Origin of the sequence: Limnohabitans sp. Bal53 (assembly GCF_003063355.1) — a bacterium.
Taxonomy (GTDB): domain Bacteria; phylum Pseudomonadota; class Gammaproteobacteria; order Burkholderiales; family Burkholderiaceae_C; genus Limnohabitans_A.
Genome location: NZ_NESH01000004.1, coordinates 304,359 through 324,704 on the forward strand (window position 1 = coordinate 304,359; position 20,346 = coordinate 324,704).

Below are 20,346 nucleotides of genomic sequence, written 5' to 3' on the forward strand. Positions count from 1 at the left end.
TTCACACCGAAGTCATGCGGTCCAATCAAACGGGTCCGTTCAGTAAGTGCTGACCAGCGGCATCTGGCCCGTGCGAACCGCCTCGGCCAGTTCGGTCTTGACCTGCTCGCGGGTCTTGCCCTGGGCCACCGGTTTAGCCGGGTAGCGGCCGGGGAAAAGTTCGTTGGCTTTCTTGCCGCTCTCTTGGTCGACCACGATGTCGCCGGTGCGGATGGCTTCGGCCAGCTCGGCTTTGACTTGCTCGCGGGTCTTACCTTCGACGACCGGTTTGGCCGGGTAGCGGCCAGGGAAAAGTTCATTGGCTTTTTGGCCAGTTTCACCATTGACCACGATGTCGCCGGTGCGGATGGCTTCGGCCAATTCAGCCTTGACCTGTTCGCGGGTTTTGGGGGCCGAGGCATCAAAGGCCAGGGCATGGCCAGCGGACAGGGCTGCCACCACGGCAAGGGTCAGGGCGGAGAGGGTATAGCGGTTCATGATTGGTTTCCTTTCGGTTTCAAGAAACGGCCGGTCTGTCAACATGACGGAGCTTCTGGCCGGGTCGATGGACCTTCGTGTGGAAAGCGCTGCATCGATGGGATGAACTTTAAAATTTCTTTTTCGAAAGAAAAATAGCTAATAAAACATTGGGTCATTTCCAAAAGAGAAATAATGCAAGCTCTTGAAGAGCCTGTAAGGAGCGCTGGATGGACCGACTGCAGTCGATGCGTGTTTTTGAGAGCGTGGTGGACGAGGGCGGCTTTGCCGCTGCAGCGCGGGCGCTGGACATGTCGGCCCCCGTGGTCACCCGGCTCGTGGCCGACCTGGAAGAACACTTGGGCACGAGGCTGTTGCAGCGCTCCACTCGGCGCCTCTCACTCACCGAGGCTGGCCAGCAATACCTCAGCCGCATACGCCACATCCTGCAGGACATCGATGAAGCCGATGCGATGGCGAGTTCGCACACCACCGAGATGGCCGGCGTGCTGCGAATCCAAGCGCCGCCCCTGCTGGCCACCTATGTTGTCGCGCCTTTGCTGGGCCGCTTTCGCAGCCAGTACCCTGCGGTGCGGATCGAGCTGCATGTGTCGCCCGTGGCCGAGCCAGCCATTGAGGACTTCGACATCACCTTGCTCGGCACCGATGACAACTTCGACGCTGACATCGTGGCGCGCAAGGTCATCGAGTCAGAAGCTTTCCTGGTCGCTTCGCCGGCTTATCTGCAGCGCCGGGGGGAGCCACGCAGGCCAGAGGAGCTGGCGCACCATGATTGCCTGAGATCGAAATCGCCCCAAACCCGACCACGCATTTGGCGTTTGTGGAGTCCTCAACGAGAAGAACAATGGCAGGAGGTGGAGGTTCAGCCTGTTTTGTTGTCCAACCACATGGACACGCTGTTGCGCGCTGCGCTTGATGGCGCCGGCATCATGTCTTTGCCCTTGGATATCGCGGCACCTTACCTCTCACAAGGCACTTTGGTTCGGGTGCTCTCTCCCTGGATCACAGGGCGGCTGGCCTTGTATGCGGCATTGCCGAGCCGTAAGTTCATTCCCGACCGGACACGGGTTTTTCTGGAGTATCTGATCGAGCAAACAAAGCTTCAGACCGACAAGGCCTTGAAGGCATTCACTTCAACGAAAGCGGATTCCGTTGGTTGAGCCACCGACGCACGCGGGCCGCGGTTCAGCCTGAAATTTTCAGATGCCTTCAAATGGAGAAAGCGTGTCGATGGACGCCTGCAGACTGACCATCGACGCGCTAGGTCGGTTCCATCACACGGGTTTGGAGTGCGTTTTTCATGAATGCGGCGGCTTGGTTGCTCAATCGGGGCAAATGGGCAATCTGGTCTTGCTCGATGTGCTGCAGCACCATTTCGTTGATTCCACCAATCAGCCCAGTGGCCAGCCATTGCGGGATCGGAGTTGAGCGATGGTTGGCGGCGGCCGCCAGAAGTACCCCCGCTAGTCTTTCCATTGCCAAGCGCCTGGCGACCAGCCCAGCAGGTCCAAGCGCAAGGATCTCCACAAACAACGCGCGCAGTAGCAAGGGATTGGCGGCCAAGGTCTCCAGATAGAGCCTGATGGTCAGATCAATCTGCGAACTCCAATCTCGCTTGGGATCGATGCTGGCACGCAGCGTGGCCTCGATCTTTTGCGCAGAGTGGTTGAACAGCGCGATCAGGCAGTCGGTCTTGTCCTTGAAGTATTGGTAGAAGGTCCTCTTGGACACATTCGCCTCGCGAACGATGTCTGAAGTCGTGAGTTGCGCGTACCCGTGAGCAGTGACCGCGCGTGCCATTCCCTCCAGCAACCGGGTGCGGTGTTCATCGTCAGGGATCTGTGGTCGGCTCATGGTTCGAGTATCTCATGCTCGGTACTTGACAGTACCGAAAATCGGCGTAGAATTTTGATTATGGTACCGATTGGTACCGAACTAGAGAATGCCATGTTGAATCAACAAAATCGATTGCTTGCCAGGCTGACACTCAGTGCCTTGATGGGGGTGGCAGCTTGCCTTCCCACGCTGACACATGCCGAAGCTCTCAACTTCGAAGAAGCCGCCCATCGACTGCAAGCCAATTCAGATCGCCTGGCAATGACTCGCTTTTCTGTTGAGAGCGCACAATTAAAAGAGCAGGCCACTCGGCATCTGGGTGGTCCCGTGGTGACCGCAGGAGCTGCGGCTTTCCGCTTCCAGGGCGCCGTACAGGGCATTGATCTGACCCCCCTGACGCACACGATCGGTTCGTCGATTGCAGCGTTGCCGGCGCCGCTGGCGGCCGGTCTGACACGCCTGCCGCCACTTCCGAACAGCCTCGATCTGAGCACGCAGCGCAGTGGCAATACCTCATCAGTCTCGGCCATATTGCCGATCTACACCGGGGGCGCCACCACGGCAATCAAACAGGCCTTGCAAGCCAAAACCGAAGAGGCCCGGGCAGACGGCCGCCAGGTACAACAGGAAGTGTTCAATGAGTTCGTGCAGCGCTACTTCGGCGCCCAACTGGCTGAACGCGTCGCCGGATTGCGTGAAGTGGCCTACCGAACCGTCTCGGAGCATGACGCCGCCACGCAGCGAATGCTGGAAGCAGGTCTTGTCGCACAGGTCGAGCGACTACAGGCTCGCGCAGCGATGGAGGATGCCAAGCGTAACGCCCTGAAGGCCCGGGATGACGCTGAATTAGCCTCGACGGCGTTGGCCAGAACCCTTCGCAACAATGAGCGGATTCAACCGATGAGCCCGCTGTTCGTGATCAGTTCGCCGATCGAGCCGCTCGGCTACTTCACTGACGCGGCCCTGGAACGTCACCCGGGATTGGCCAAGGTGGCTGCCAAGAAGCGTGAAGCCGAGCAAATTCATGCGCTGGAAGAGTCTCAGAAGAAGCCTGCGGTGTTCGCCTTTGGCCAACGCCAACTGCGCTCCTCGGACCAGGCCAATTGGGTTGTGGGCGTCGGGGTCAGCTGGAGGTTGTGGGGTGGCGTGGACCGCTCCTTAATGAGCGAAGCCTCTCACCGGCTCATCGAGATGGCGGACAGCCAGGACAAGCAAGCCCGAAATGACATTGCCTTGCTGGTCGAGAAACGTTGGATGGCCGTCGACCAAACCCGGCGCCAGTTCCTTGCGCTGACCCCGAGTCTGGAGTTGGCCAATGCAGTCCTCCAACTCAAGACCAAGGGCCAGAAGGCGGGTACCAACTCCACGCTGGAACTGATCGACGCCGAAGTGAACCTGGCCAAAGCCAAAACGGAACAGGCGCAAGCGGCTTACGACTATGTCAAGGCGCTCGCCGATCTCCTTGAAGTGTCTGGCCTGTCCGATCAATTCGGCAGTTACATGGCTCGTGCCGATCTGAAAGTGCAATGAGATGAACAAGAAACTACCCATCACTCTGGCCATCATCGGCGCAGTCACCGTTCTCAGCGTGGGCCTATGGAAGGCCCAACAGCCTGGCGCCGAGGCGTTCCAGGGGCAAATGGAGGTTCAGGAAGTAGACGTCGCTTCCAAGGTCAGTGCCCGGATCGCGGACATCTTGGTCAAGGAAGGGGATGTCATCACGGTCGGCTCGCCGCTGATTCGCCTGGACAGTCCTGAGGTGACCGCAAAACTGGCGCAGGCCACTGCGGCCCAGGAGGCTGCGCAGGCCACCGCGGCCAAGGCACAAAATGGCGCCCGCCCCCAGGAGGTGGAAATCGCCCGTCTGAACTGGCAGCGCGCATTGGCGGCGGCGGACCTGGCACAGGCGTCGTTCAAGCGGATCGAAGGATTGGCCAGGGACGGCTTGATCGCTGCGCAAAAGCGCGACGAGGCCGAAGCCAATTTCAAGACAGCCCGCGATCAAGCCCTGGCTGCACAGGCCCAATACGAGATGGCTCGCGCCGGGGCCCGTGCCGAGGACAAGCAAGCTGCCGCCGCACAGGCGCGTCAATTGGCTGGAGTCGTAGCTGAAGTCCAGGCGGCCAAGGCCGAGACGGAACTCAAGAGCCCAGTGGCCGGCGAAGTCGTCAAGGTGCTGGGGCGCGTGGGTGAAATTTCGCCCCAAGGCGTCCCCGTGGTCACGGTTGCCAACATGGCAGATCAGTGGGTGGTGCTCAACGTGCGCGAAGACAAACTCGACAAGTTCGCCGTCGGCAAAGAATTCGATGCCACCTTGCCTGCCCTGAAAGGCCGTAAGGTTCGCTTCAAGGTCTACCGGGCAGCAGTCCTGCCTGATTTCGCCACGTGGCGTGCCACCAGGTCCGATCAGGGCTTTGACATCAAGACCTTCGAGGTGCGTGCCCGCCCGTCCCAAATGATTGAGGGCGTTCGCCCTGGCATGTCCGTGCTGGTCGAGTGAATTGACCATGCGCCACTTCTTCAACAGCACCAGGCGGGAGGTCCATCGCCTTGGTCAAAGTCCCTGGGACTTGGCGATGGTGACGTGGGTGCCTGTATTGGCCGTGGTGTTGGTCGTTTGGATATTCTCAAGCGCCATCCCCAGGAATCTGCCTGTTGGCGTGATGGATGAAGACCATTCCGCGCTATCGCGACAACTGGTCCGCATGCTCAACGCCTCGCCTGGCATGCAAGTGGTGGACGAATTCGACAGCGAGTCCTCGGTCCAACTTGCCCTAAGAGAGGTGCGGGTCTACGGGATGATCAACATCCCCCGGGACTTCGAGAGAGACATCAAGCGTGGGATAAAGGCGGAGGTCATTCTGCGTCACAACGCTCAGTTCGCCACGCATTCGAGTCTGCTGCAGCGGGATGTACGCACGGTGGTTGGGACCCTGGCCGCCGGCATCGAAATGTCTGCTCGAAACAAGCGAGGTGAATCGGCCCAACAGGCCAAGGTCAGCTTTAACCCGATCCAAATCCAATCAATCGCGTTGTTCAACGGGTCTGGCAACTACGAAAAGTACCTGACTGCCGCCGCGATCCCCGCCATCCTTCACATCCTCGCGATGACGGCTGGGGCATGGGCGGTCGGCCGTGAGTTCAGGGATAGGACGCTGGGGCAGTGGCTGCAGCACGAGGGGCCGCGGGCCGTCGGAGCAGCCCTGCTGGGCAAGCTGGCGATTCCTTGGGTGACTCTGACCAGCGTGGGAGCCGCAGCGCTCTGGTACATCACGGCCGGGCGTGGCTGGGACATCTCTGGGAGCCTTCTCTGGATCTTCTTGGCCATGACCTTACTGATGGCGCTATCGCTGGCCGCGGGTGCAGCGGCGGCCACTCTGACCAAGTCCTTGCGCACTGCGTTGTCCGTCACGGGGCTTTTGACCGCCCCGGCATTCGCGTTCAGCGGTATGAGTTTCCCGCTGAGTGCGATGCCTGACAGTGCTCGAATGTGGGCGACCTCAATGCCGTTCACCCACTACATCCGATTGCAGACCGAGCAATTGCTGATGGGCTTAACCTTCGGCGCGAGTGCCGCCACACCTGCTGTATTCCTGCTGGCCACCCTCGGGTTGCTCGGGCTGGCGGCCTTGGGCTTGGTCCAGGCTCGCGACAAGCCATCGACCTGGGGAGCGCGTTGACATGACCTCGCACCATCCCACTTCGCTGAGGTCAGGGTTCGTCGCAACGCTGAGGGACGTCTTGCGCGACAAGGGCGCATTGATGATCTTTGTGGCTGCGCCCCTGTTCTATGCTTTCTTCTACCCCTGGTTCTTTGGCCCGGAGGTCGTGACCCGGATCCCGGTGGCGGTTGTCGACCAGGATCACTCGGCGCTTTCACGCTCGATTCATCGTCTGGCACTTGCCAATCCTCGCATCGAGGTCAAGGCAGTTGGGGCGGATGAGCGAGCCGCGCAAGCCGCCATGAGCCGTGGTGAGATTGATGGCTATCTGGTCCTGCCCGACGACCTGAAAGCCCATGTTGCCAGGGGAATGCCCGCTATGGTGACCGTGGTCTCGAACGGGGCCTATCCCCTCATCAGCAAGGCAGTTCAGTACGGCTTTTCTGAGGCCGTGGGCGCAGCCTCGGCAGGTGTTGAGATCAGGCAGCGAGAGGCCAAAGGACAGAGTCCCCGCCAAGCCGGCGAGAGCCGCACTCCCGTGGATTTCCGGGCCATGGCGCTGTTCAACCCTACAGAAGGCTATAGCAGCTTCATTGTTCCTGCCGTTGCCTTGTTCATCATGCACCAGACCCTCCTGATGGGCGTGGGTATGCTGGTGGCGACCTGGGTCGAACGAGGCGCGGCTCATGCCAGTCCAATGGCCTGGATCGGGCGCTGGCTGGCATTCCTGTTGCCGGGATTGGTGTCTGGCCTGTTCTATTTCGGATGGGTCTTTTGGCTCTACGGTTACCCTCGCGCTAACAACGTGGCTGGCTCCCTAGTTTTCCTGGTCCTGTACGTGTCGGCCATCGTGACGCTGGGGTCACTTGTGGGCCTGTGGTGTAGAGATCGCGAACGGGTCCTTCAAGTCCTGCTTTTTTCGACATTGCCGATGGTGTTTCTTGCCGGATTTTCCTGGCCGCCAGAAGCGTTGCCGCTCCCGTTGCAGTATCTGCGGTGGTTGATACCGACAACGTCTGGAGTGCAGGCTGCATTGCGCCTGAATCAAATGGGAGCCCCTCTGCAAAGCGTGATGCCCTATCTCGGTTGCCTGTTGGCACTGACCGTGGTGGCCGGCAGCTTCGTCTTGAAATTCGGCGGTAAGCCGCAGGGCGATTGAGGACGGAGATACTTGCACACGCGCAGGCAATGGGCTGCTGTGAAGGCACGCTGCTGGTTCGAGGAAGAGCCACGCGTCGACTTCATCCGCAATATCGCCCCCTGGGACGCCGACGATCTGGACGCTGATCGCAGCCGAGGATTGCGATTGGACCCTGAGCGGCCGTTGATCAAAGTTCTGCTGATGGCAGCTTCTGGCCGGTAGCAGCCAGCAGGTCTGAGCCAACGATAGTTCCCGTTGCGACGCCGATATCCTCAGCTGCCAGCCTGTGGCCTGTCGGTATGCGTTAAGAACCAAGGGACCGCAGAGGTCCCCCGCGTCAGCCCTCCGCTGCGTTCAAGCCATCACTTGCCGAACCACTTGGCCACGTACTGCCATGTGCGCAGCAACAGACCGGCGCGCTCCACATCGGCCTGCGCCACGAGCGGGGTTTCGCCCAGCGGCTTGCCGTTCGAGGTGGCGACCACCTTGCCGACCACGGCGCCCTTGGCCACGGGCGCTTCCAGGCCCGGTTTCAGTTCCACCGTGGCCTGCACCTGCTGGCCGCGTGGCACGGTAAGCATCCATGGCGCGCCCAGGACCGCACCCACGGTGTCGGCCTTGCCAAAGCTCACCTTGGCCGTTGTGACCACTGCACCTGGCTGGATCGGGACAGCTTTTTCGAAGCTGCCAAAGCCCCAGCCGAGCAGCGTGCGCGTGTGGTCGGCTCGTGCCTGTGCGCTGTGGGTGTTGAGGATGACCGAGATCAAGCGCATATCGTTGCGCTTGGACGAAGTGACCAGGCAATAACCGGCCTCAGCGGTGTGGCCGGTCTTGAGGCCGTCCACAGTGGGGTCGGTGTAGAGCAGGGCGTTGCGGTTGCCTTGCTTGATGCCGTTGTATTTGAAATCGTGTTCGGCGTAGATGGGGTAGTACTCGGCGCTGTCGCGAATGATGGCGCGCGCCAGTATGGCGAGGTCACGCGCGGAGGACTTGTGCTCCGGATCGGGCAGACCCGTAGGGTTGACGAACTGGGTGTACGTCATACCAAGGCGCTGGGCCTCGGCGTTCATCAGCTTGGCAAAGCCGGCCTCTGAACCGGCCATGTGTTCGGCAATCGCTTTGGAGGCATCGTTGCCTGACTGGATGACAATGCCGCGCAGGATGTCAATGACGGTGGCCTGGCTATTGAGCGGCAGGTACATGCACGACTCGGTGCCCGAGAGAAAGTCTTGGCTTGCAGGGTGTGGTTCGGTAGAGCATCGATTGTCGCGGATTGGGGGCGGGTTTCTTGGGATGGCTGCCGATTGGCAGTCACCGCCGCTTCAGCGCCGCTCTGCCTCGCGCCAGCTGGCCGCGCCCAGCAAGATGATCTGCAACTGCTGTACGAAGTCCTGCACCATCGCCTGCTCGGACTGAGGCTCGTCGGCGGGCAGATCCAGAACCTCGGGGGCGGCGGCCAGCAGGGTGTTGACCATCAGGCCGCAGACCATGTGCAGGCTGGCCTGCGACAGGCCCTGGTAGGCCTCCAGCGGCGCCAGGTCGCGTGCCGTGTCGTCCACAAAACGCTGCACCTCGTGGCGGATCGCCAGCCGCAGCACCCGGCTGCCACCCGCGCGCTCGCTCGAGATGAAGCGGAACAGCACCCGGTTGTCGCGCACGTACTGCAGGTACACCTGCACCGACTGGCGCACCACGCTGGTCTGGGCCGAACTCGGCTGGCGCGCCTGGCGCAGCAGGCCGCGAAGCGTGGCCCCCACCTCGTCCACCAGGCTCAGGCCCAGCTCGTCTGGGCTGCGAAAGTGCCGGTAAAACGCATTGGGCACCATGCCGGCCTCGCGCGCGATCTCGCGGATGCCCAGGCTGGTGAAGCTGCGTCCCTCGCCGATCAACCGCAGCGCGGCCTGCACCAGGCTTTGGCGGGTCAGGTCCTTGCGGTCTTGCCGGCTCAGCGGCGGCTCGGGCGTGGCGGGGGCGGGGGTGTCGGGACGGGCGTTCGGCATGGACGGATTTGGCGGTTTGGGTTTTTCGGTGTACGATCGTACACAAACAAAGGAGCCCTGTCCATGTCCGACGCTTACCTCAACTTTGCCAACTCGGCCTTTGGCGCGCGCCTGGCCGGCATGCTGGGCCTGCCGCGTCCCGTGCCGCTCGAGCGGTTCGAAGCCGGCCAACCGGTGGTTGCTGGCGACGTGCTGGTCGGCGCCGGTGGTACGCCCGAACTGCTGCCCGCGCTGCTGGCTGCCTTCCGCGCCATGCGGGCCGCCACCGTGGCGCACCGCAGCGTGCAGGGCTGGACCGCGATGGCCAACCAGGCCGGCTTGATGAGCGGGCTGTGGAGCACCGGCGAGCAGCCGGGCGGTCCCCTCAAGGCCGTGGTGTTTGACGCCACCGGCCTGGCCACCGTGGCCCAGGCCGAGGCGCTGTACCAGTGCTTCCACGACGCGGTGCGCTCACTGCAAAGCTGCGGCCGCGTGCTGGTGCTGGGCCGCCCGCCCGAAGCCTGCCCGGTTGCCGAGCAGGCCACGGTACAGCGCGCTCTGGAAGGTTTTGTGAAATCGCTGGCCAAGGAGGTCAAGCGCGGCATTGCGGTGCAACTGGTCTATGTGGCGCCGGGAGCCGAGGCGCAACTCGAAGGCACACTGCGCTTCTTTTTGTCGCCGCGCAGCGCCTATGTGTCGGGCCAGGTGGTGCGGCTGGCACCCTTTGAGGCCCCGGCCCCGAGCGACTGGGTGCAGCCGCTGGCGGGCAAAAAGATTTTGGTGACCGGCGCGGCGCGCGGCATTGGCGCGGCCATTGCCGAAACCCTGGCGCGCGATGGCGCCCAGGTGGTCTGTCTGGACGTGCCGCAGGCCCAGGACGCCTTGCAGGCCGTGGCCGAGCGGCTGCAGGGCCGCGCGCTGGCGCTCGACATTGCCGATCCGGCGGCCGCCGGGCAGATCGCCCAGGCGGCCCTGGCTGACGGCGGCTGGGACGGCGTGGTGCACAACGCCGGCATCACCCGCGACAAGACCATCGCCAAGATGCCGCCGCACCTGTGGCAGACGCTGGTGCAGGTCAACCTGGTGGCGCAGCAGGCGATCAACCAGGCCTTGCTGGAGCGGGGCGCGCTCCAACCCCAGGCACGGCTGGTGTGCGTGTCGTCCATCTCGGGCATTGCCGGCAACCTGGGGCAGACCAACTACGCGTTTTCCAAGGCTGGCGTGATCGGCCTGGTGCACAGCCAGGCGCCGCGCCTGCCCCGCGGCATGGCCATCAACGCGGTGGCGCCGGGCTTCATCGAAACGCAAATGACCGCCGCCATCCCGCTGGCCATCCGCGAAGCCGGCCGGCGCATGAATTCCATGGGGCAGGGCGGCCAGCCGGTCGATGTGGCCGAAACCATCGCCTGGCTGCTCAGCCCCGCCTCGCAGGGCGTGAATGGGCAGGTGGTGCGCGTGTGCGGCCAAAGCCTGCTGGGGGCTTAAGGTGCAGCGCCAGAACATCACACCCGCCAGCACGCTGAGCAACTTGGCCCGTGCGCTGGCCAGCAGTTTCAAGCGCCCCGGGCCGGTGCGCGCGCTGGCCCCGGTCACGCTGGTGCTGCCGCGCGTCGTGGTCGACGCCGCGCACCTGGCGCGTTACGCCGAGGTCTGCGGTTTTGCCCCGAGTGCGCAAGCGCCGCTCACCTACCCGCAGATGCTGACTTTCCCCCTGGTCATGACCTACATGACTTCGCCCGCCTGCCCCTGGCCTGCCATGGGCACGGTGCACCTGGCCAACGCCATCACCCAGCATGCGCCGCTGGCCGCAGGCGATGCGGTGCGGGTGGAGCTGAGCAGCGGCGAGCTGCTGGCGCACGACAAGGGGCAGGTGTTCACGCTGCACCTGCGCGTGCTACGCGAGTCAGATGGCGAGGGCGATGGTCAATGCGTCTGGCAGGCCACACAAACCCTGCTGCGCCTGGGCGTGAAGTCGCCCGTGGGCGCACCGTTCAACGGCGCCGTGGGGCCGGAACTCGCCCTGACCCAGGCCGGTGCATTCGACGCCCCCGCCGACACCGGCCGCCGCTACGCCCCGGTGTCGGGCGACTACAACCCCATCCACCTGTCGGCGCTGAGCGCGCGCTTGTTCGGCTTTCCGCGCGCCATCGCGCATGGCCTGTGGACGCAGGCGCGCGCGCTGGCCCTGTTGCAAGCCGCCGCGCCGGCCACTGTGCTGCAAGCCGCTTCGCTCACCACCGTGTTCAAGCGGCCCGTGCTGCTGCCGACACGCGCCTCGCTCTGGCAGGCGCAGGCCAGTACAGGCCAGACCGTGTTCGAGGTGCGCGACGCACGCGGCGAGCAGGTCCATCTGCGTTCCGAACTCCGCGCCGAACCCGCGCATCAACCCACCATTTCCTGAGCCCCACCATGACCCCCAACAGCACCCTCCGTCGCGTCGCCATCGTGGGTGGCAACCGCATCCCGTTTGCACGCTCCAACACCGCCTACAGCCGCGCCTCCAACCTCGATATGCTCACGGCCACGCTGCAAGGCCTGGTGGACCGCTTCAACCTGCATGGCCAGCGCCTGGGCGACGTGGCCGCAGGCGCGGTGATGAAGCATTCGCGCGACTTCAACCTGGTGCGCGAAGCCGTGCTCTCCACCACGCTCTCGCCCGAGACCCCGGCCTTCGACCTGCAGCAGGCCTGCGGCACCGGGCTGGAGGCCGCCATGCTGGTGGCGCACAAAATTGCGGTGGGCCAGATCGAATGCGGCGTGGCCGGCGGGGTGGACACCACCTCGGACGCGCCCATCGCCGTCAATGACCAACTGCGCCGCACCCTGCTCGATGTTTCGCGCGCGCGCAGCCCCTGGCAGCGCCTGCAGCGGGCGCTGCGCATCCGCCCGGGGCAGTTCTTCCAGCCCGAGCTGCCGCGCAACGGCGAGCCGCGTACCGGCCTGTCGATGGGCGAACACGCCGAACTCATGGCCCGCGAATGGGGCATCACGCGCGAAGCGCAAGATGCCCTGGCCCTGCAAAGCCACCACAACCTGGCGCGCGCCTATGGCGAAGGTTTCTTTGTCGACCTGATGACGCCCTTCCTGGGCGTGAAGCAGGACAACAACCTGCGCCAGGGCCTGAACGCTGAACAGCTGGCCAAGCTCAAGCCGGTTTTCGACCGCAAGGTGGCGCCCGGCCAGGGCACGCTGACGGCAGGCAACGCCACACCGCTGACCGATGGCGCCTCGGCCGTGCTGCTGGCCAGCGAAGCCTGGGCGGCCGAGCGTGGTCTGCCGGTGCTGGCCTACCTCACGTTCAGCGAGGTGGCGGCGGTGGACTTTTTCAACCCCGACCCGGCCAAGAAAGAAGGCCTGCTGATGGCCCCCGCCTACGCCGTGCCGCGCATGCTGGCGCGCGCTGGGTTGACGCTGCAGGACTTCGACTTTTATGAAATCCACGAAGCCTTTGCCGCCCAGGTGCTGTGCACCCTGCAGGCGTGGGAAGACCCGGCGTTTTGCCGCGACAAGCTCGGCCTGGCGCAGCCGCTGGGCGCCATTGACCGCAGCAAACTCAATGTGAACGGCAGCTCGCTCGCCGCCGGTCACCCGTTTGCCGCCACCGGCGGGCGCATTGTGGCCACGCTGGCCAAGCTGCTCGCGCAAAAAGGCAGCGGGCGCGGTTTGATTTCCATCTGCGCCGCTGGCGGCCAGGGCGTCGTGGCCATTCTGGAGAAATGAGCATGTTGAACTACAAAGCCCCGCTGCGCGACATGCGCTTTGTGATGAACGAGGTGTTCGACTACCCGGCGCACTACCGCGCGCTGGGCAGCGGCGAAGACGCCTCGCCCGAGGTGGTGGACGCCATTTTGGAGGCCGCCGCCACCTACTGCGAAGAGGTGCTGGCGCCGCTCTACGTCTCGGGCGGCGAAGAGGGCTGCCACTTTCAGGCGGGCGAGGTCACCACGCCCAAGGGCTTCAAAGCGGCGTATGCGCAGTTCGTCGAGGGCGGCTGGCAGGGCCTGTCGTTCCCCACGGCTTACGGCGGGCAGGGCCTGCCCGTGTCGCTCAACCTGCTCAAGAGCGAGATGATGGGCACGGCCAACTGGGCCTTCAGCATGTACCCCGGTCTGAGCATCGGCTGCATCAACACCATCTTGCAGTACGGCACCGAGGCCATGCGCCAGCAGTACCTGCCCAAGCTGGTGGCGGGCGAGTGGGGCGGCACCATGTGCCTGACCGAGCCGCAGTGCGGCTCTGACCTGGCGCAGGTCAAGACCCAGGCCAAACCGCTGGGCGACGGCAGCTACGCCATCACCGGCACCAAGATCTTCATCTCCAGCGGCGAGCACGACTTGACCGACAACATCGTGCACATCGTGCTGGCGCGCCTGCCCGAGGCGCCCGCCGGCACGCGCGGCATTTCGCTGTTCATCGTGCCCAAGTTTCTGGTGGGCGAGGGTGGTGCTTTAGGCACGCGCAACGCGGTGCACTGCGGCTCGATCGAGCACAAGATGGGCATCAGCGCCAGTGCCACGGCGGTGCTCAATTTCGACGGCGCCATCGGCACCCTGATCGGTGAACCGAACAAGGGGCTGGAGGCCATGTTCACCTTCATGAACACCGCGCGCATCGGCACCGCCATCCAGGGCGTGGCCCATGCCGAGCTGGCTTACCAGGGCGCGCTGGCCTATGCCTGCGAGCGCCGTTCCATGCGCGCGCTCTCGGGCAAAAAGGAGCCCGAGCAGGTGGCCGACGCCATCGTCTGGCACCCCGACGTGCGGCGCATGCTGCTCACCCAAAAAGCCATCGCCGAAGGTGGCCGCGCCATGATCTACGGCGCCGCGCAACTGGCCGACAAGATGTTTGCCGCTGCCTGGGCCGGCGACCAGGCCGGCTACAAGCGCCACGACGGCGAACTGGGTTTCTTCACCCCCATCCTCAAGGGCTTTTTGACCGAAATGGGCCTGGAAGCCGCCAACCTGGGCATGCAGGTGTACGGCGGGCACGGTTACATCCGCGAGCATGGCATGGAGCAGATCGCGCGCGATGCCCGCATTGCCACGCTGTACGAAGGCACCACCGGCATCCAGGCGCTGGACCTGCTGGGGCGCAAGGTGCTGCTGCAAACGCGCGGCCAGTGCGTGCGCGACTTCACCGCCCAGATGTGGGTGCTGGCCCGGCCGGGCCTGCTGGCTGGGGGCTTGCGTGGCCGCATGGCCCGCGCCCTGGCGCGCCGCGCCGTGCAATGGAATACGCTCACCCTGCGCCTCATGCTCAAGGCCAAGGCCGACCCGGAGCAAGTGGGCGCGTCGTCGGTGGACTACCTGATGTATTGCGGCTACGTGATGATGGCCTACCACTGGGCGCTGATGGCCCAGCGCGCCGAGCAGGCCCTGCACAGCGGCCAGGGGCCAGAGTCAGCGGCGTTCTACCAGGCCAAGCTGCAAACCGCGCAGTTCTACTTTGAACGCCTGCTGCCCCGCGCCGACGCCCACCACCGCATGGCGCTGGCGCCGGCCAGCACGCTGCTGCAGATGCCGGTGGCGGCGATGGCGGGTTGAACCCGCTTCACCGCTTGGCGGCATGGACAGCAATGTATCTCAATGGATACAGAGCGCCATAAAAACGATCTATGCGCCAACTGAAGGGGTAACCGATGACTGCACTCAAACTGCGGAAATGGGACAGCGCCCAACACCTCAAGACCGAAGAGGACATGGCGCTCTATATGGAGGCCTGCCTGCAAGAGGCAGGGGATGATGCTGCCAAGGCCCTGGGCACCATTGCCCGGGCCAAGGGCATGTCGCAACTTTCGCGCGGACGGGCCTGGGCAGGGACAGCCTCTACAAGGCGTTGTCAGGGGAGGGCAACCCCAGCTTTGCCACGATCCTGAAAGTCACGGCGGCGCTGGGCATCCAGCTCCACGCACAGCCCATGCAGGCGGGGTAAGCGTGATGGGTGTTGGGGTAGGAGCGTTTGTGGCTCATGCCCTGTAAAGGCTGAAAGCGGGCTACCGTATGGGTTCAATGATCGGCAGCAGCCGACCCCAAGCAGTCGGTGAGCAGCGTTTGCTGCATGTCCGCCTTTCAATTCATCGATACGGCAGTTGTGTAACGGTAGGCTTCTAATTCTTTTTACGATGGACAGCAACCATCACCTTCGCAATCGCTTCGAACTCGGCCGAGTGGGCGGATGTGGCGCGAGTCACCAATGCAATTACCCGCTTGGGGGCAGGGTTTGCCAGAGGCATTGCTTTGAGCGATAGATTTTGAAGAAGGCCGCTCTTGATCGCCATCTCCGGCAGTAAGGCCACGCCCATGCCTGAGGCGACCATCTGAACCAGCGTCAGTAGACTGGTGGCTTCCATTCCGTCCACACTGGCAACCTCTGCCGTCCGGCAGGCCTGCAGAGCGTGGTCGCGCAGGCAATGCCCTTCCTCGAGCAGCAGCAACCGCTCCGTCCATGCGCTGCTGAGCTGGATCGCTTTGCCGGTGATGGCGGGGTCTTGCTCTCGTCCCACCAGCCAGAACTTGTCCTTGTAGAGCGGTTGCACGCGCAGGTCATCCGTGTCGTAGGGCAGTGCGATCAGTGCGAAGTCCAGCTGGCGGTCGCGCAGCCGCTCCAGCAGATGGGCGGTCAGGTCTTCGCGCAAGGCCAACTGCAGCTGCGGGAATTTCTCGCGAAGGGCGGGCATGACAGTCGGCAGCACAAATGGGGCAATGGTGGGGATCACACCCAGGCGCAGCTGCCCTTGCATGGGTCGTGACGCGTCCGATGCAAAGTCGCTCAGGTCTTCGGCAGCAGCCAGCACCTGCCGCGCACGGGCCACCACCTCTTTGCCTACCGCCGTCAGCGCCACGGTCTGTTTGTCCCTCTCCACCAGTTGCACACCCAGGGTGGATTCGAGTTCCTTGAGTCCCGTGCTCAGGGTGGACTGGCTCACAAAACTCGCTTCGGCTGCGCGGGTGAAGTTCAGGTGCTCGGCCAGGGCCAGCAGGTAGCGCAGTTGTCTCAGAGAGGGCAGGGCAGCCATGGTCGGGTTCCTTGGGGCTTTGTTATCTGAATTTTAGATTGATTCAATTGAAATTATGCGTTGGACCGATTGATCGCCGAAATCCACAATTCATCCCATCGCAACACATCTTCACCACCAAGGAGCTTAAAAATGGCACGTCCCGAAATCAAAACCTGGCAGAACCTCGAAGCCGCATTCGCGGGCGAATCGATGGCCCACATCAAGTACCGTTACTTCGCCAAGCTGGCCCGCGCCGCAGGCGACGAAGACACGGCCCGCATCTTCGAGCAGACCGCTGATCAGGAAGTGATGCACGCCTTTGGTCACCTCGACCTGCTCTACCCCGCGGCCGACATCACCCCCGCCAAGGCATTGCAGATCGCCATCGAGGGCGAGACCTACGAGTACAGCGAGATGTACCCCGGTTTCCGCCAGACGGCGGTCGAAGAAGGCAACGCTGCGGCCGTGGCCGAGATCGACGAGCAGATCAGCGAGTCGAAAGAACACGCCGGCCAGTTTAAGGCCGTGCTCGAAAAAGCTGCCAAGCGCTTTGCCGCACTGGCCAAGGTGGAAGAGCGCCATGCCAACCACTACCAGAAGGCCCTCGACGCCATCCAGGCCTGAGCCTTTCTTTTACCTCATTTCACATTCTTAAATTCTGGAGAACACCATGAAAGTCTGGCAATGCATTGTGTGCGGTTTCATCTACGACGAAGCCCAAGGTATCCCTGAAGACGGCATCGCTGCCGGCACTCGTTTTGAAGACATTCCCGAAGACTGGGAATGCCCCGATTGCGGCGTGGCCAAGGCCGACTTCGAAATGGTTGAGATTGGTTGAACGAGCAGGAGCCCTGGATGATTGCACCCGCTCAAAACCTGGTGATCGTGGGTTCGGGCCTGGCCGCCTGGACGGTGGTGCGCGAGTTGCGCAAACTCGATGCCCACACCTCCATCACCCTCGTGACCCGCGACAACGGCGACTTATACAGCAAGCCCATGTTGTCCAATGCCCTGAGCAGCGGCAAAACCGCAGCCCAGCTGGTCAGCACCACGAGTGCTGCCATGGCAGAGCAACACGGGGTCAAGTTGATGGCGCACACCGAGGTGACGGCGATTGATCCGGTGGCCTGCACCATCAGTACAAGTCAGGGTACGGTGGCTTACAGCCGCCTGGTGCTGGCCCTGGGGGCGGACGCGGTGCGCCTGCCTTTGCAGGGTGACGCCGCAGATCGGGTGCTCTCGGTCAACGATTTGCAGGATTACGCTGCATTCCGAGAGCGGCTCCAAGGTGCTCGCCGCGTCACGGTCATCGGCGCTGGCCTCATTGGCTGTGAATTCGCCAATGACCTTGTCGCGGCTGGCTACGAAGTGGACGTGGTCGACCCGGGCACCCAGCCCCTGGGGCGCTTGCTGCCACCCGAAGCTGGCGACCTGCTGCAGCGTGCACTGAGCGACGCAGGTGTCCGCTTTCACTGGGGCTCGTCAGTGCAGGCCGTTCATGCGCAGCCCGGAGACTTGCAGCTTGAACTGGCAAACGGCCAACGTCTGGGCACGGATGTGGTGCTGTCGGCTGTGGGTCTGCGCCCGCGCACCGCGCTGGCACAAGCAGCCGGACTGCAAACGGCGCAAGGCATTGTCGTCAACCGCCAGTTGCAGACTAGCCAGCCAGACATTTATGCCCTGGGCGATGTGGCCGAAGTCGAGGGACGCAGCCTGCCCTACGTCATGCCGCTCATGCAGGCGGCGCGCACGCTGGCCGCGCACCTGGCGGGGCAGGCTGCATGCCTGCGCTACCCGGCCATGCCGGTGGTCGTCAAAACTCCGGCACTGCCGGTGGTGGTGTCGCCACCGGCCTCGGGTGTGGCAGGCCAGTGGCAGATCGAGACGAGCACCGATGGGGTGGATGCCCGCTTTGTGGGCCACGATGGCACTCTGCTGGGATTCGCCCTGGCAGGCCAGGCTACAACGAACAAAACTGCTTTGCAGAAAAGCTTGCCAGCGCTGCTGGCGTGAATTGATTTTTTAACCCCTGAAATGGAGAAATGACATGACCACGAAACTCGACAAAGTCCTCTACACCGCCAAGGCACGTACGACCGGAGGCCGCGATGGCCGCGCCGTGTCCGACGACGGCTTGCTTGATGTGAAACTCGCTCCGCCAAAGGAACTGGGTGGCATGGGCGGCGCGACCAACCCCGAGCAGCTGTTTGCGGCGGGCTACTCGGCCTGCTTCATGGGCGCACTCAAGCATGTGGCCGGCATGAAGAAGGTAGCCGTGCCTGCTGATGCCAGCATTGAAGCCAGTGTGGACATCGGCCCGATCTCCCAGGGCTTCGGCATTGCCGTGCAGATGACCATCAACCTGCCGGGGCTGGACCGTGCGGTGGCGCAGGACTTGGTGGATACAGCGCACCAGGTGTGCCCGTATTCGAACGCGACGCGCGGCAACATCGTGGTCGATCTGACCTTAGGGTGATCTGCCGATCCTCAGGCGTGCACTGAGCAAGGAGTACCGTGCCTTGAGTCGCTGTTCGACCCAGAACGGACTTCCAGGACGAGCATGCCGGCGACCGCTTCTGGCCGGTAGCGGGCACTCATCATGAAAATATCGATGACTGCTCCCGCTGCAAAACAGTCCTTCGTTTGTATTTACTAATTCAAGCCGGTAACAGTCGATTGATTAAAACGAGTGAACGTCGTTTCGCTGCCGCGGCGCTGTTTCTCGGTTCACTGTGATCTTGCATCTGAGACAAATAGGTTTTAGCCAACTAACTCAACAGCCGCTTTTAACTGGCTGGGACTGCTGTAAAGGTAAGCGGCAGTGGTGCTGATGCTGCGATGACCGGCCAAAGTCTTCAAAATGTGGATTGCTGTGCCCTTGTTGGCAAGCGATGTCAAAAACGTCCTGCGACCGCTGTGGCTGCTGGCGCCTTCCAGGCCTGCGCCTTCGTAAAATAGTGTAAATGTCTGAGCAAGACTGTTTGCACTGAACCCTGTTTTGATGCTCTTTTGGCTTGCGAAGAAGGGATAGCTGCGATCAATGCATTTGGCTTGCGCTGCGTATGCTTGCAATTCTTCGCGCAGTCGGATGTTGACGAATACAGTGCGTGCGTGCCGTCCCTTAGTCATATCGGGTAGCAAGCGGATTTCTTCTTTGACTGTGCCATCGTGGTTTGTCACGTCTGACCAACGCAGGCAAGCCACCTCGCCAATTCGCAGGCCTGCCAAGTGCGTTAGCAACATCATTGCCCGGTTGCGTTGCGCGAAGCGTCGTGTGTTGATGTAGTCCAGTACCCTGGACAATTCATCCTTTGTCAGCGTCTTTGCCTGTGCCATTCATGTTCTCCTGTAATCATGTGTTTGCAATAACTGCATTGTGTTTTCACATATTTATCTGGACAACCTGAGTCCTGCCACACTGGCGGGTTTTAGCGTGCGAAAGAGGCGCGGTTGAACATGTTGTGGATAACTTTTTCACTGAATTTTTCTTCAATGATTTCAACGCTCAACCAGTGAAATCTTGTAAAAGCACAGTTTTCATAGATTTACGCCTCGATCTCGCACTCTTTCAGTGCCCAGCAGAGCAGGGCGTCAAAAAAGCCCTGCAAGCGCTGATCGGCTGAGTCAGCGCTCAGAGTATTCGGACCCTGGAAACAGCGTGTTGTAGGGCGTTTTGCGCGGGGAATTTTTGTGTGCAATGTTCCGAGCATGAGGGGCTGTAACTTGCGACCAATCACAAAGTACTTGCACTAGATCCATGTCACGAACAGGCCTGAGAAGGCTGCGATGGATCGGTATCCGTCCGATCTGTCGGGACTCTTGAAATCGGTTGTCCATCTGCGTCTCTGAAACAAAACTGTGGTCATACAAAGAGGACTACAGATGAAAAAATTCGATGCAAGCCAACTGTCTCACTTCACCGGCACCGAGCGTTATTACCGGATCAGCCGTAGACACTTGCTGACCGACGGTACCAAATACCTGGCTGAACAAGCCGAGTGCTTTTGGATGATGGATGCCGTGGCCAGTCACCTCAGCGAAATCGGCACAGCGGATTGGTTTGTTCTGGTTCGCGTCACTGTTCAAGGTACCCGAGCCGCCATGGTCTATGAGGACGGTAACGGCCATGAACATGCTCGGCAAGAGATTCCGTTCACAGACTTCCCCATGGCCGAGCAAACGCTTTACGCCTGCTGGGATGGTGAGCACTGGGTGATCATGCTGCCTAGCGAGTATTAAAAATTCGCTTGCGAC

At 62.4% G+C, this 20,346-nt stretch carries 21 protein-coding genes and 1 pseudogene; 16 read left to right on the forward strand and 6 right to left on the reverse strand.

Features of this window, described 5'->3' with window-relative positions; translation table 11 throughout:
* Positions 1-39 precede the first annotated feature (39 nt).
* The gene (locus B9Z50_RS12655) at positions 40-477 is read right to left on the reverse strand and encodes a DUF4148 domain-containing protein (protein WP_199221736.1); all 438 of its coding nucleotides are present in this window, start codon (positions 475-477) and stop codon (positions 40-42) included.
* Between the two features lie 209 nt (positions 478-686).
* Here B9Z50_RS12655 and B9Z50_RS12660 point away from each other — a divergent pair, with 209 nt between their 5' ends.
* A complete protein-coding gene (locus B9Z50_RS12660; protein ID WP_104801855.1) occupies positions 687-1,637 on the forward strand; it encodes a LysR family transcriptional regulator in 951 nt (316 codons plus the stop codon).
* A 100-nt stretch (positions 1,638-1,737) separates the two neighbouring features.
* On the opposite strand, the gene B9Z50_RS12665 is transcribed toward B9Z50_RS12660, so the two are convergent.
* Positions 1,738-2,331, reverse strand: coding sequence for a TetR/AcrR family transcriptional regulator (locus B9Z50_RS12665; RefSeq protein ID WP_066692010.1), 594 nt, complete (start codon positions 2,329-2,331; stop codon positions 1,738-1,740).
* Positions 2,332-2,424: 93 nt separating this feature from the next.
* Between B9Z50_RS12665 and B9Z50_RS12670 the strand changes: the two genes are divergently transcribed.
* The 4 genes from B9Z50_RS12670 to B9Z50_RS12685 are packed head-to-tail and all read left to right on the forward strand — an operon-like array spanning position 2,425 to position 7,134.
* Positions 2,425-3,843 carry a TolC family protein gene (locus B9Z50_RS12670; protein ID WP_233249852.1) on the forward strand — a complete coding sequence of 473 codons (1,419 nt, stop codon included), beginning with the start codon at positions 2,425-2,427 and terminating at the stop codon, positions 3,841-3,843.
* 1 nt (position 3,844) lies between these two features.
* Complete coding sequence (locus tag B9Z50_RS12675) at positions 3,845-4,813, forward strand: HlyD family secretion protein (protein WP_104801856.1); 969 nt, start codon at positions 3,845-3,847, stop codon at positions 4,811-4,813.
* 7 nt (positions 4,814-4,820) lie between these two features.
* On the forward strand, positions 4,821-5,993 hold the full coding sequence (locus B9Z50_RS12680; RefSeq protein WP_066692050.1) for an ABC transporter permease: 1,173 nt from the start codon (positions 4,821-4,823) through the stop codon (positions 5,991-5,993).
* A gap of 1 nt (position 5,994) precedes the next feature.
* The gene (locus B9Z50_RS12685) at positions 5,995-7,134 is read left to right on the forward strand and encodes an ABC transporter permease (RefSeq protein ID WP_066692014.1); all 1,140 of its coding nucleotides are present in this window, start codon (positions 5,995-5,997) and stop codon (positions 7,132-7,134) included.
* A 344-nt stretch (positions 7,135-7,478) separates the two neighbouring features.
* Here the strand turns inward: B9Z50_RS12685 and B9Z50_RS12690 are convergent, their stop codons facing one another.
* On the reverse strand, positions 7,479-8,318 hold the full coding sequence (locus tag B9Z50_RS12690; RefSeq protein ID WP_304481684.1) for a D-alanyl-D-alanine carboxypeptidase family protein: 840 nt from the start codon (positions 8,316-8,318) through the stop codon (positions 7,479-7,481).
* A gap of 120 nt (positions 8,319-8,438) precedes the next feature.
* Entirely contained in the window at positions 8,439-9,116 is a 678-nt protein-coding gene (gene fabR / locus B9Z50_RS12695) for an HTH-type transcriptional repressor FabR (protein ID WP_104801857.1), read from the reverse strand.
* Positions 9,117-9,179: 63 nt separating this feature from the next.
* Between fabR and B9Z50_RS12700 the strand changes: the two genes are divergently transcribed.
* The 5 genes and pseudogenes from B9Z50_RS12700 (at position 9,180) to B9Z50_RS12720 (ending at position 15,026) form a co-directional block, all read left to right on the forward strand.
* A complete protein-coding gene (locus B9Z50_RS12700) occupies positions 9,180-10,580 on the forward strand; it encodes a 3-oxoacyl-ACP reductase (protein ID WP_104801858.1) in 1,401 nt (466 codons plus the stop codon).
* A gap of 1 nt (position 10,581) precedes the next feature.
* Positions 10,582-11,496, forward strand: a complete 915-nt coding sequence (locus tag B9Z50_RS12705; RefSeq protein WP_158270139.1) for a MaoC family dehydratase — start codon at positions 10,582-10,584, stop codon at positions 11,494-11,496.
* A gap of 8 nt (positions 11,497-11,504) precedes the next feature.
* The gene (locus tag B9Z50_RS12710) at positions 11,505-12,815 is read left to right on the forward strand and encodes an acetyl-CoA C-acetyltransferase (RefSeq protein WP_104801860.1); all 1,311 of its coding nucleotides are present in this window, start codon (positions 11,505-11,507) and stop codon (positions 12,813-12,815) included.
* A 2-nt stretch (positions 12,816-12,817) separates the two neighbouring features.
* Complete coding sequence (locus B9Z50_RS12715; RefSeq protein WP_108326952.1) at positions 12,818-14,638, forward strand: acyl-CoA dehydrogenase C-terminal domain-containing protein; 1,821 nt, start codon at positions 12,818-12,820, stop codon at positions 14,636-14,638.
* A 95-nt stretch (positions 14,639-14,733) separates the two neighbouring features.
* A pseudogene (locus tag B9Z50_RS12720) lies at positions 14,734-15,026 on the forward strand (addiction module antidote protein).
* A gap of 175 nt (positions 15,027-15,201) precedes the next feature.
* On the opposite strand, the gene B9Z50_RS12725 reads toward B9Z50_RS12720, so the two are convergent.
* Complete coding sequence (locus B9Z50_RS12725) at positions 15,202-16,110, reverse strand: hydrogen peroxide-inducible genes activator (RefSeq protein WP_108364879.1); 909 nt, start codon at positions 16,108-16,110, stop codon at positions 15,202-15,204.
* Positions 16,111-16,242: 132 nt separating this feature from the next.
* On the opposite strand from B9Z50_RS12725, the gene B9Z50_RS12730 reads away from it, so the two are divergent.
* Genes B9Z50_RS12730 through B9Z50_RS12745 form a run of 4 tightly spaced genes read left to right on the forward strand, consistent with a single transcriptional unit; the run spans position 16,243 to position 18,568 of the window.
* Positions 16,243-16,716: a rubrerythrin family protein gene (locus tag B9Z50_RS12730; RefSeq protein WP_108364881.1), complete on the forward strand. Its 474-nt coding sequence runs from the start codon at positions 16,243-16,245 to the stop codon at positions 16,714-16,716.
* A 46-nt stretch (positions 16,717-16,762) separates the two neighbouring features.
* Positions 16,763-16,930 (forward strand): rubredoxin, encoded by a 168-nt coding sequence (locus B9Z50_RS12735; RefSeq protein WP_108364883.1) that lies wholly within the window; start codon positions 16,763-16,765, stop codon positions 16,928-16,930.
* A gap of 17 nt (positions 16,931-16,947) precedes the next feature.
* Positions 16,948-18,105 (forward strand): NAD(P)/FAD-dependent oxidoreductase, encoded by a 1,158-nt coding sequence (locus tag B9Z50_RS12740; protein WP_108364978.1) that lies wholly within the window; start codon positions 16,948-16,950, stop codon positions 18,103-18,105.
* A 34-nt stretch (positions 18,106-18,139) separates the two neighbouring features.
* Positions 18,140-18,568, forward strand: coding sequence for an organic hydroperoxide resistance protein (locus tag B9Z50_RS12745; protein WP_104801850.1), 429 nt, complete (start codon positions 18,140-18,142; stop codon positions 18,566-18,568).
* A 284-nt stretch (positions 18,569-18,852) separates the two neighbouring features.
* Here B9Z50_RS12745 and B9Z50_RS12750 read toward each other — a convergent pair whose 3' ends face one another.
* On the reverse strand, positions 18,853-19,428 hold the full coding sequence (locus B9Z50_RS12750) for a site-specific integrase (protein ID WP_108364885.1): 576 nt from the start codon (positions 19,426-19,428) through the stop codon (positions 18,853-18,855).
* A gap of 125 nt (positions 19,429-19,553) precedes the next feature.
* Here B9Z50_RS12750 and B9Z50_RS17625 point away from each other — a divergent pair, with 125 nt between their 5' ends.
* Complete coding sequence (locus tag B9Z50_RS17625) at positions 19,554-19,715, forward strand: hypothetical protein (RefSeq protein ID WP_158270683.1); 162 nt, start codon at positions 19,554-19,556, stop codon at positions 19,713-19,715.
* 259 nt (positions 19,716-19,974) lie between these two features.
* Entirely contained in the window at positions 19,975-20,331 is a 357-nt protein-coding gene (locus B9Z50_RS12755) for a DUF6876 family protein (protein WP_233249853.1), read from the forward strand.
* The last annotated feature ends 15 nt before the right edge of the window (positions 20,332-20,346 follow it).

Coding starts and splice junctions, on each gene's coding strand:
- B9Z50_RS12655 (WP_199221736.1), bottom strand. CDS start 477: ATGAACCGCTATACCCTCTCCGCCCTGACCCTTGCCGTGGTGGCAGCC.
- B9Z50_RS12660 (WP_104801855.1), top strand. CDS start 687: ATGGACCGACTGCAGTCGATGCGTGTTTTTGAGAGCGTGGTGGACGAG.
- B9Z50_RS12665 (WP_066692010.1), bottom strand. CDS start 2,331: ATGAGCCGACCACAGATCCCTGACGATGAACACCGCACCCGGTTGCTG.
- B9Z50_RS12670 (WP_233249852.1), top strand. CDS start 2,425: ATGTTGAATCAACAAAATCGATTGCTTGCCAGGCTGACACTCAGTGCC.
- B9Z50_RS12675 (WP_104801856.1), top strand. CDS start 3,845: ATGAACAAGAAACTACCCATCACTCTGGCCATCATCGGCGCAGTCACC.
- B9Z50_RS12680 (WP_066692050.1), top strand. CDS start 4,821: ATGCGCCACTTCTTCAACAGCACCAGGCGGGAGGTCCATCGCCTTGGT.
- B9Z50_RS12685 (WP_066692014.1), top strand. CDS start 5,995: ATGACCTCGCACCATCCCACTTCGCTGAGGTCAGGGTTCGTCGCAACG.
- B9Z50_RS12690 (WP_304481684.1), bottom strand. CDS start 8,318: ATGTACCTGCCGCTCAATAGCCAGGCCACCGTCATTGACATCCTGCGC.
- fabR (WP_104801857.1), bottom strand. CDS start 9,116: ATGCCGAACGCCCGTCCCGACACCCCCGCCCCCGCCACGCCCGAGCCG.
- B9Z50_RS12700 (WP_104801858.1), top strand. CDS start 9,180: ATGTCCGACGCTTACCTCAACTTTGCCAACTCGGCCTTTGGCGCGCGC.
- B9Z50_RS12710 (WP_104801860.1), top strand. CDS start 11,505: ATGACCCCCAACAGCACCCTCCGTCGCGTCGCCATCGTGGGTGGCAAC.
- B9Z50_RS12715 (WP_108326952.1), top strand. CDS start 12,818: ATGTTGAACTACAAAGCCCCGCTGCGCGACATGCGCTTTGTGATGAAC.
- B9Z50_RS12725 (WP_108364879.1), bottom strand. CDS start 16,110: ATGGCTGCCCTGCCCTCTCTGAGACAACTGCGCTACCTGCTGGCCCTG.
- B9Z50_RS12730 (WP_108364881.1), top strand. CDS start 16,243: ATGGCACGTCCCGAAATCAAAACCTGGCAGAACCTCGAAGCCGCATTC.
- B9Z50_RS12735 (WP_108364883.1), top strand. CDS start 16,763: ATGAAAGTCTGGCAATGCATTGTGTGCGGTTTCATCTACGACGAAGCC.
- B9Z50_RS12740 (WP_108364978.1), top strand. CDS start 16,948: ATGATTGCACCCGCTCAAAACCTGGTGATCGTGGGTTCGGGCCTGGCC.
- B9Z50_RS12745 (WP_104801850.1), top strand. CDS start 18,140: ATGACCACGAAACTCGACAAAGTCCTCTACACCGCCAAGGCACGTACG.
- B9Z50_RS12750 (WP_108364885.1), bottom strand. CDS start 19,428: ATGGCACAGGCAAAGACGCTGACAAAGGATGAATTGTCCAGGGTACTG.
- B9Z50_RS12755 (WP_233249853.1), top strand. CDS start 19,975: ATGAAAAAATTCGATGCAAGCCAACTGTCTCACTTCACCGGCACCGAG.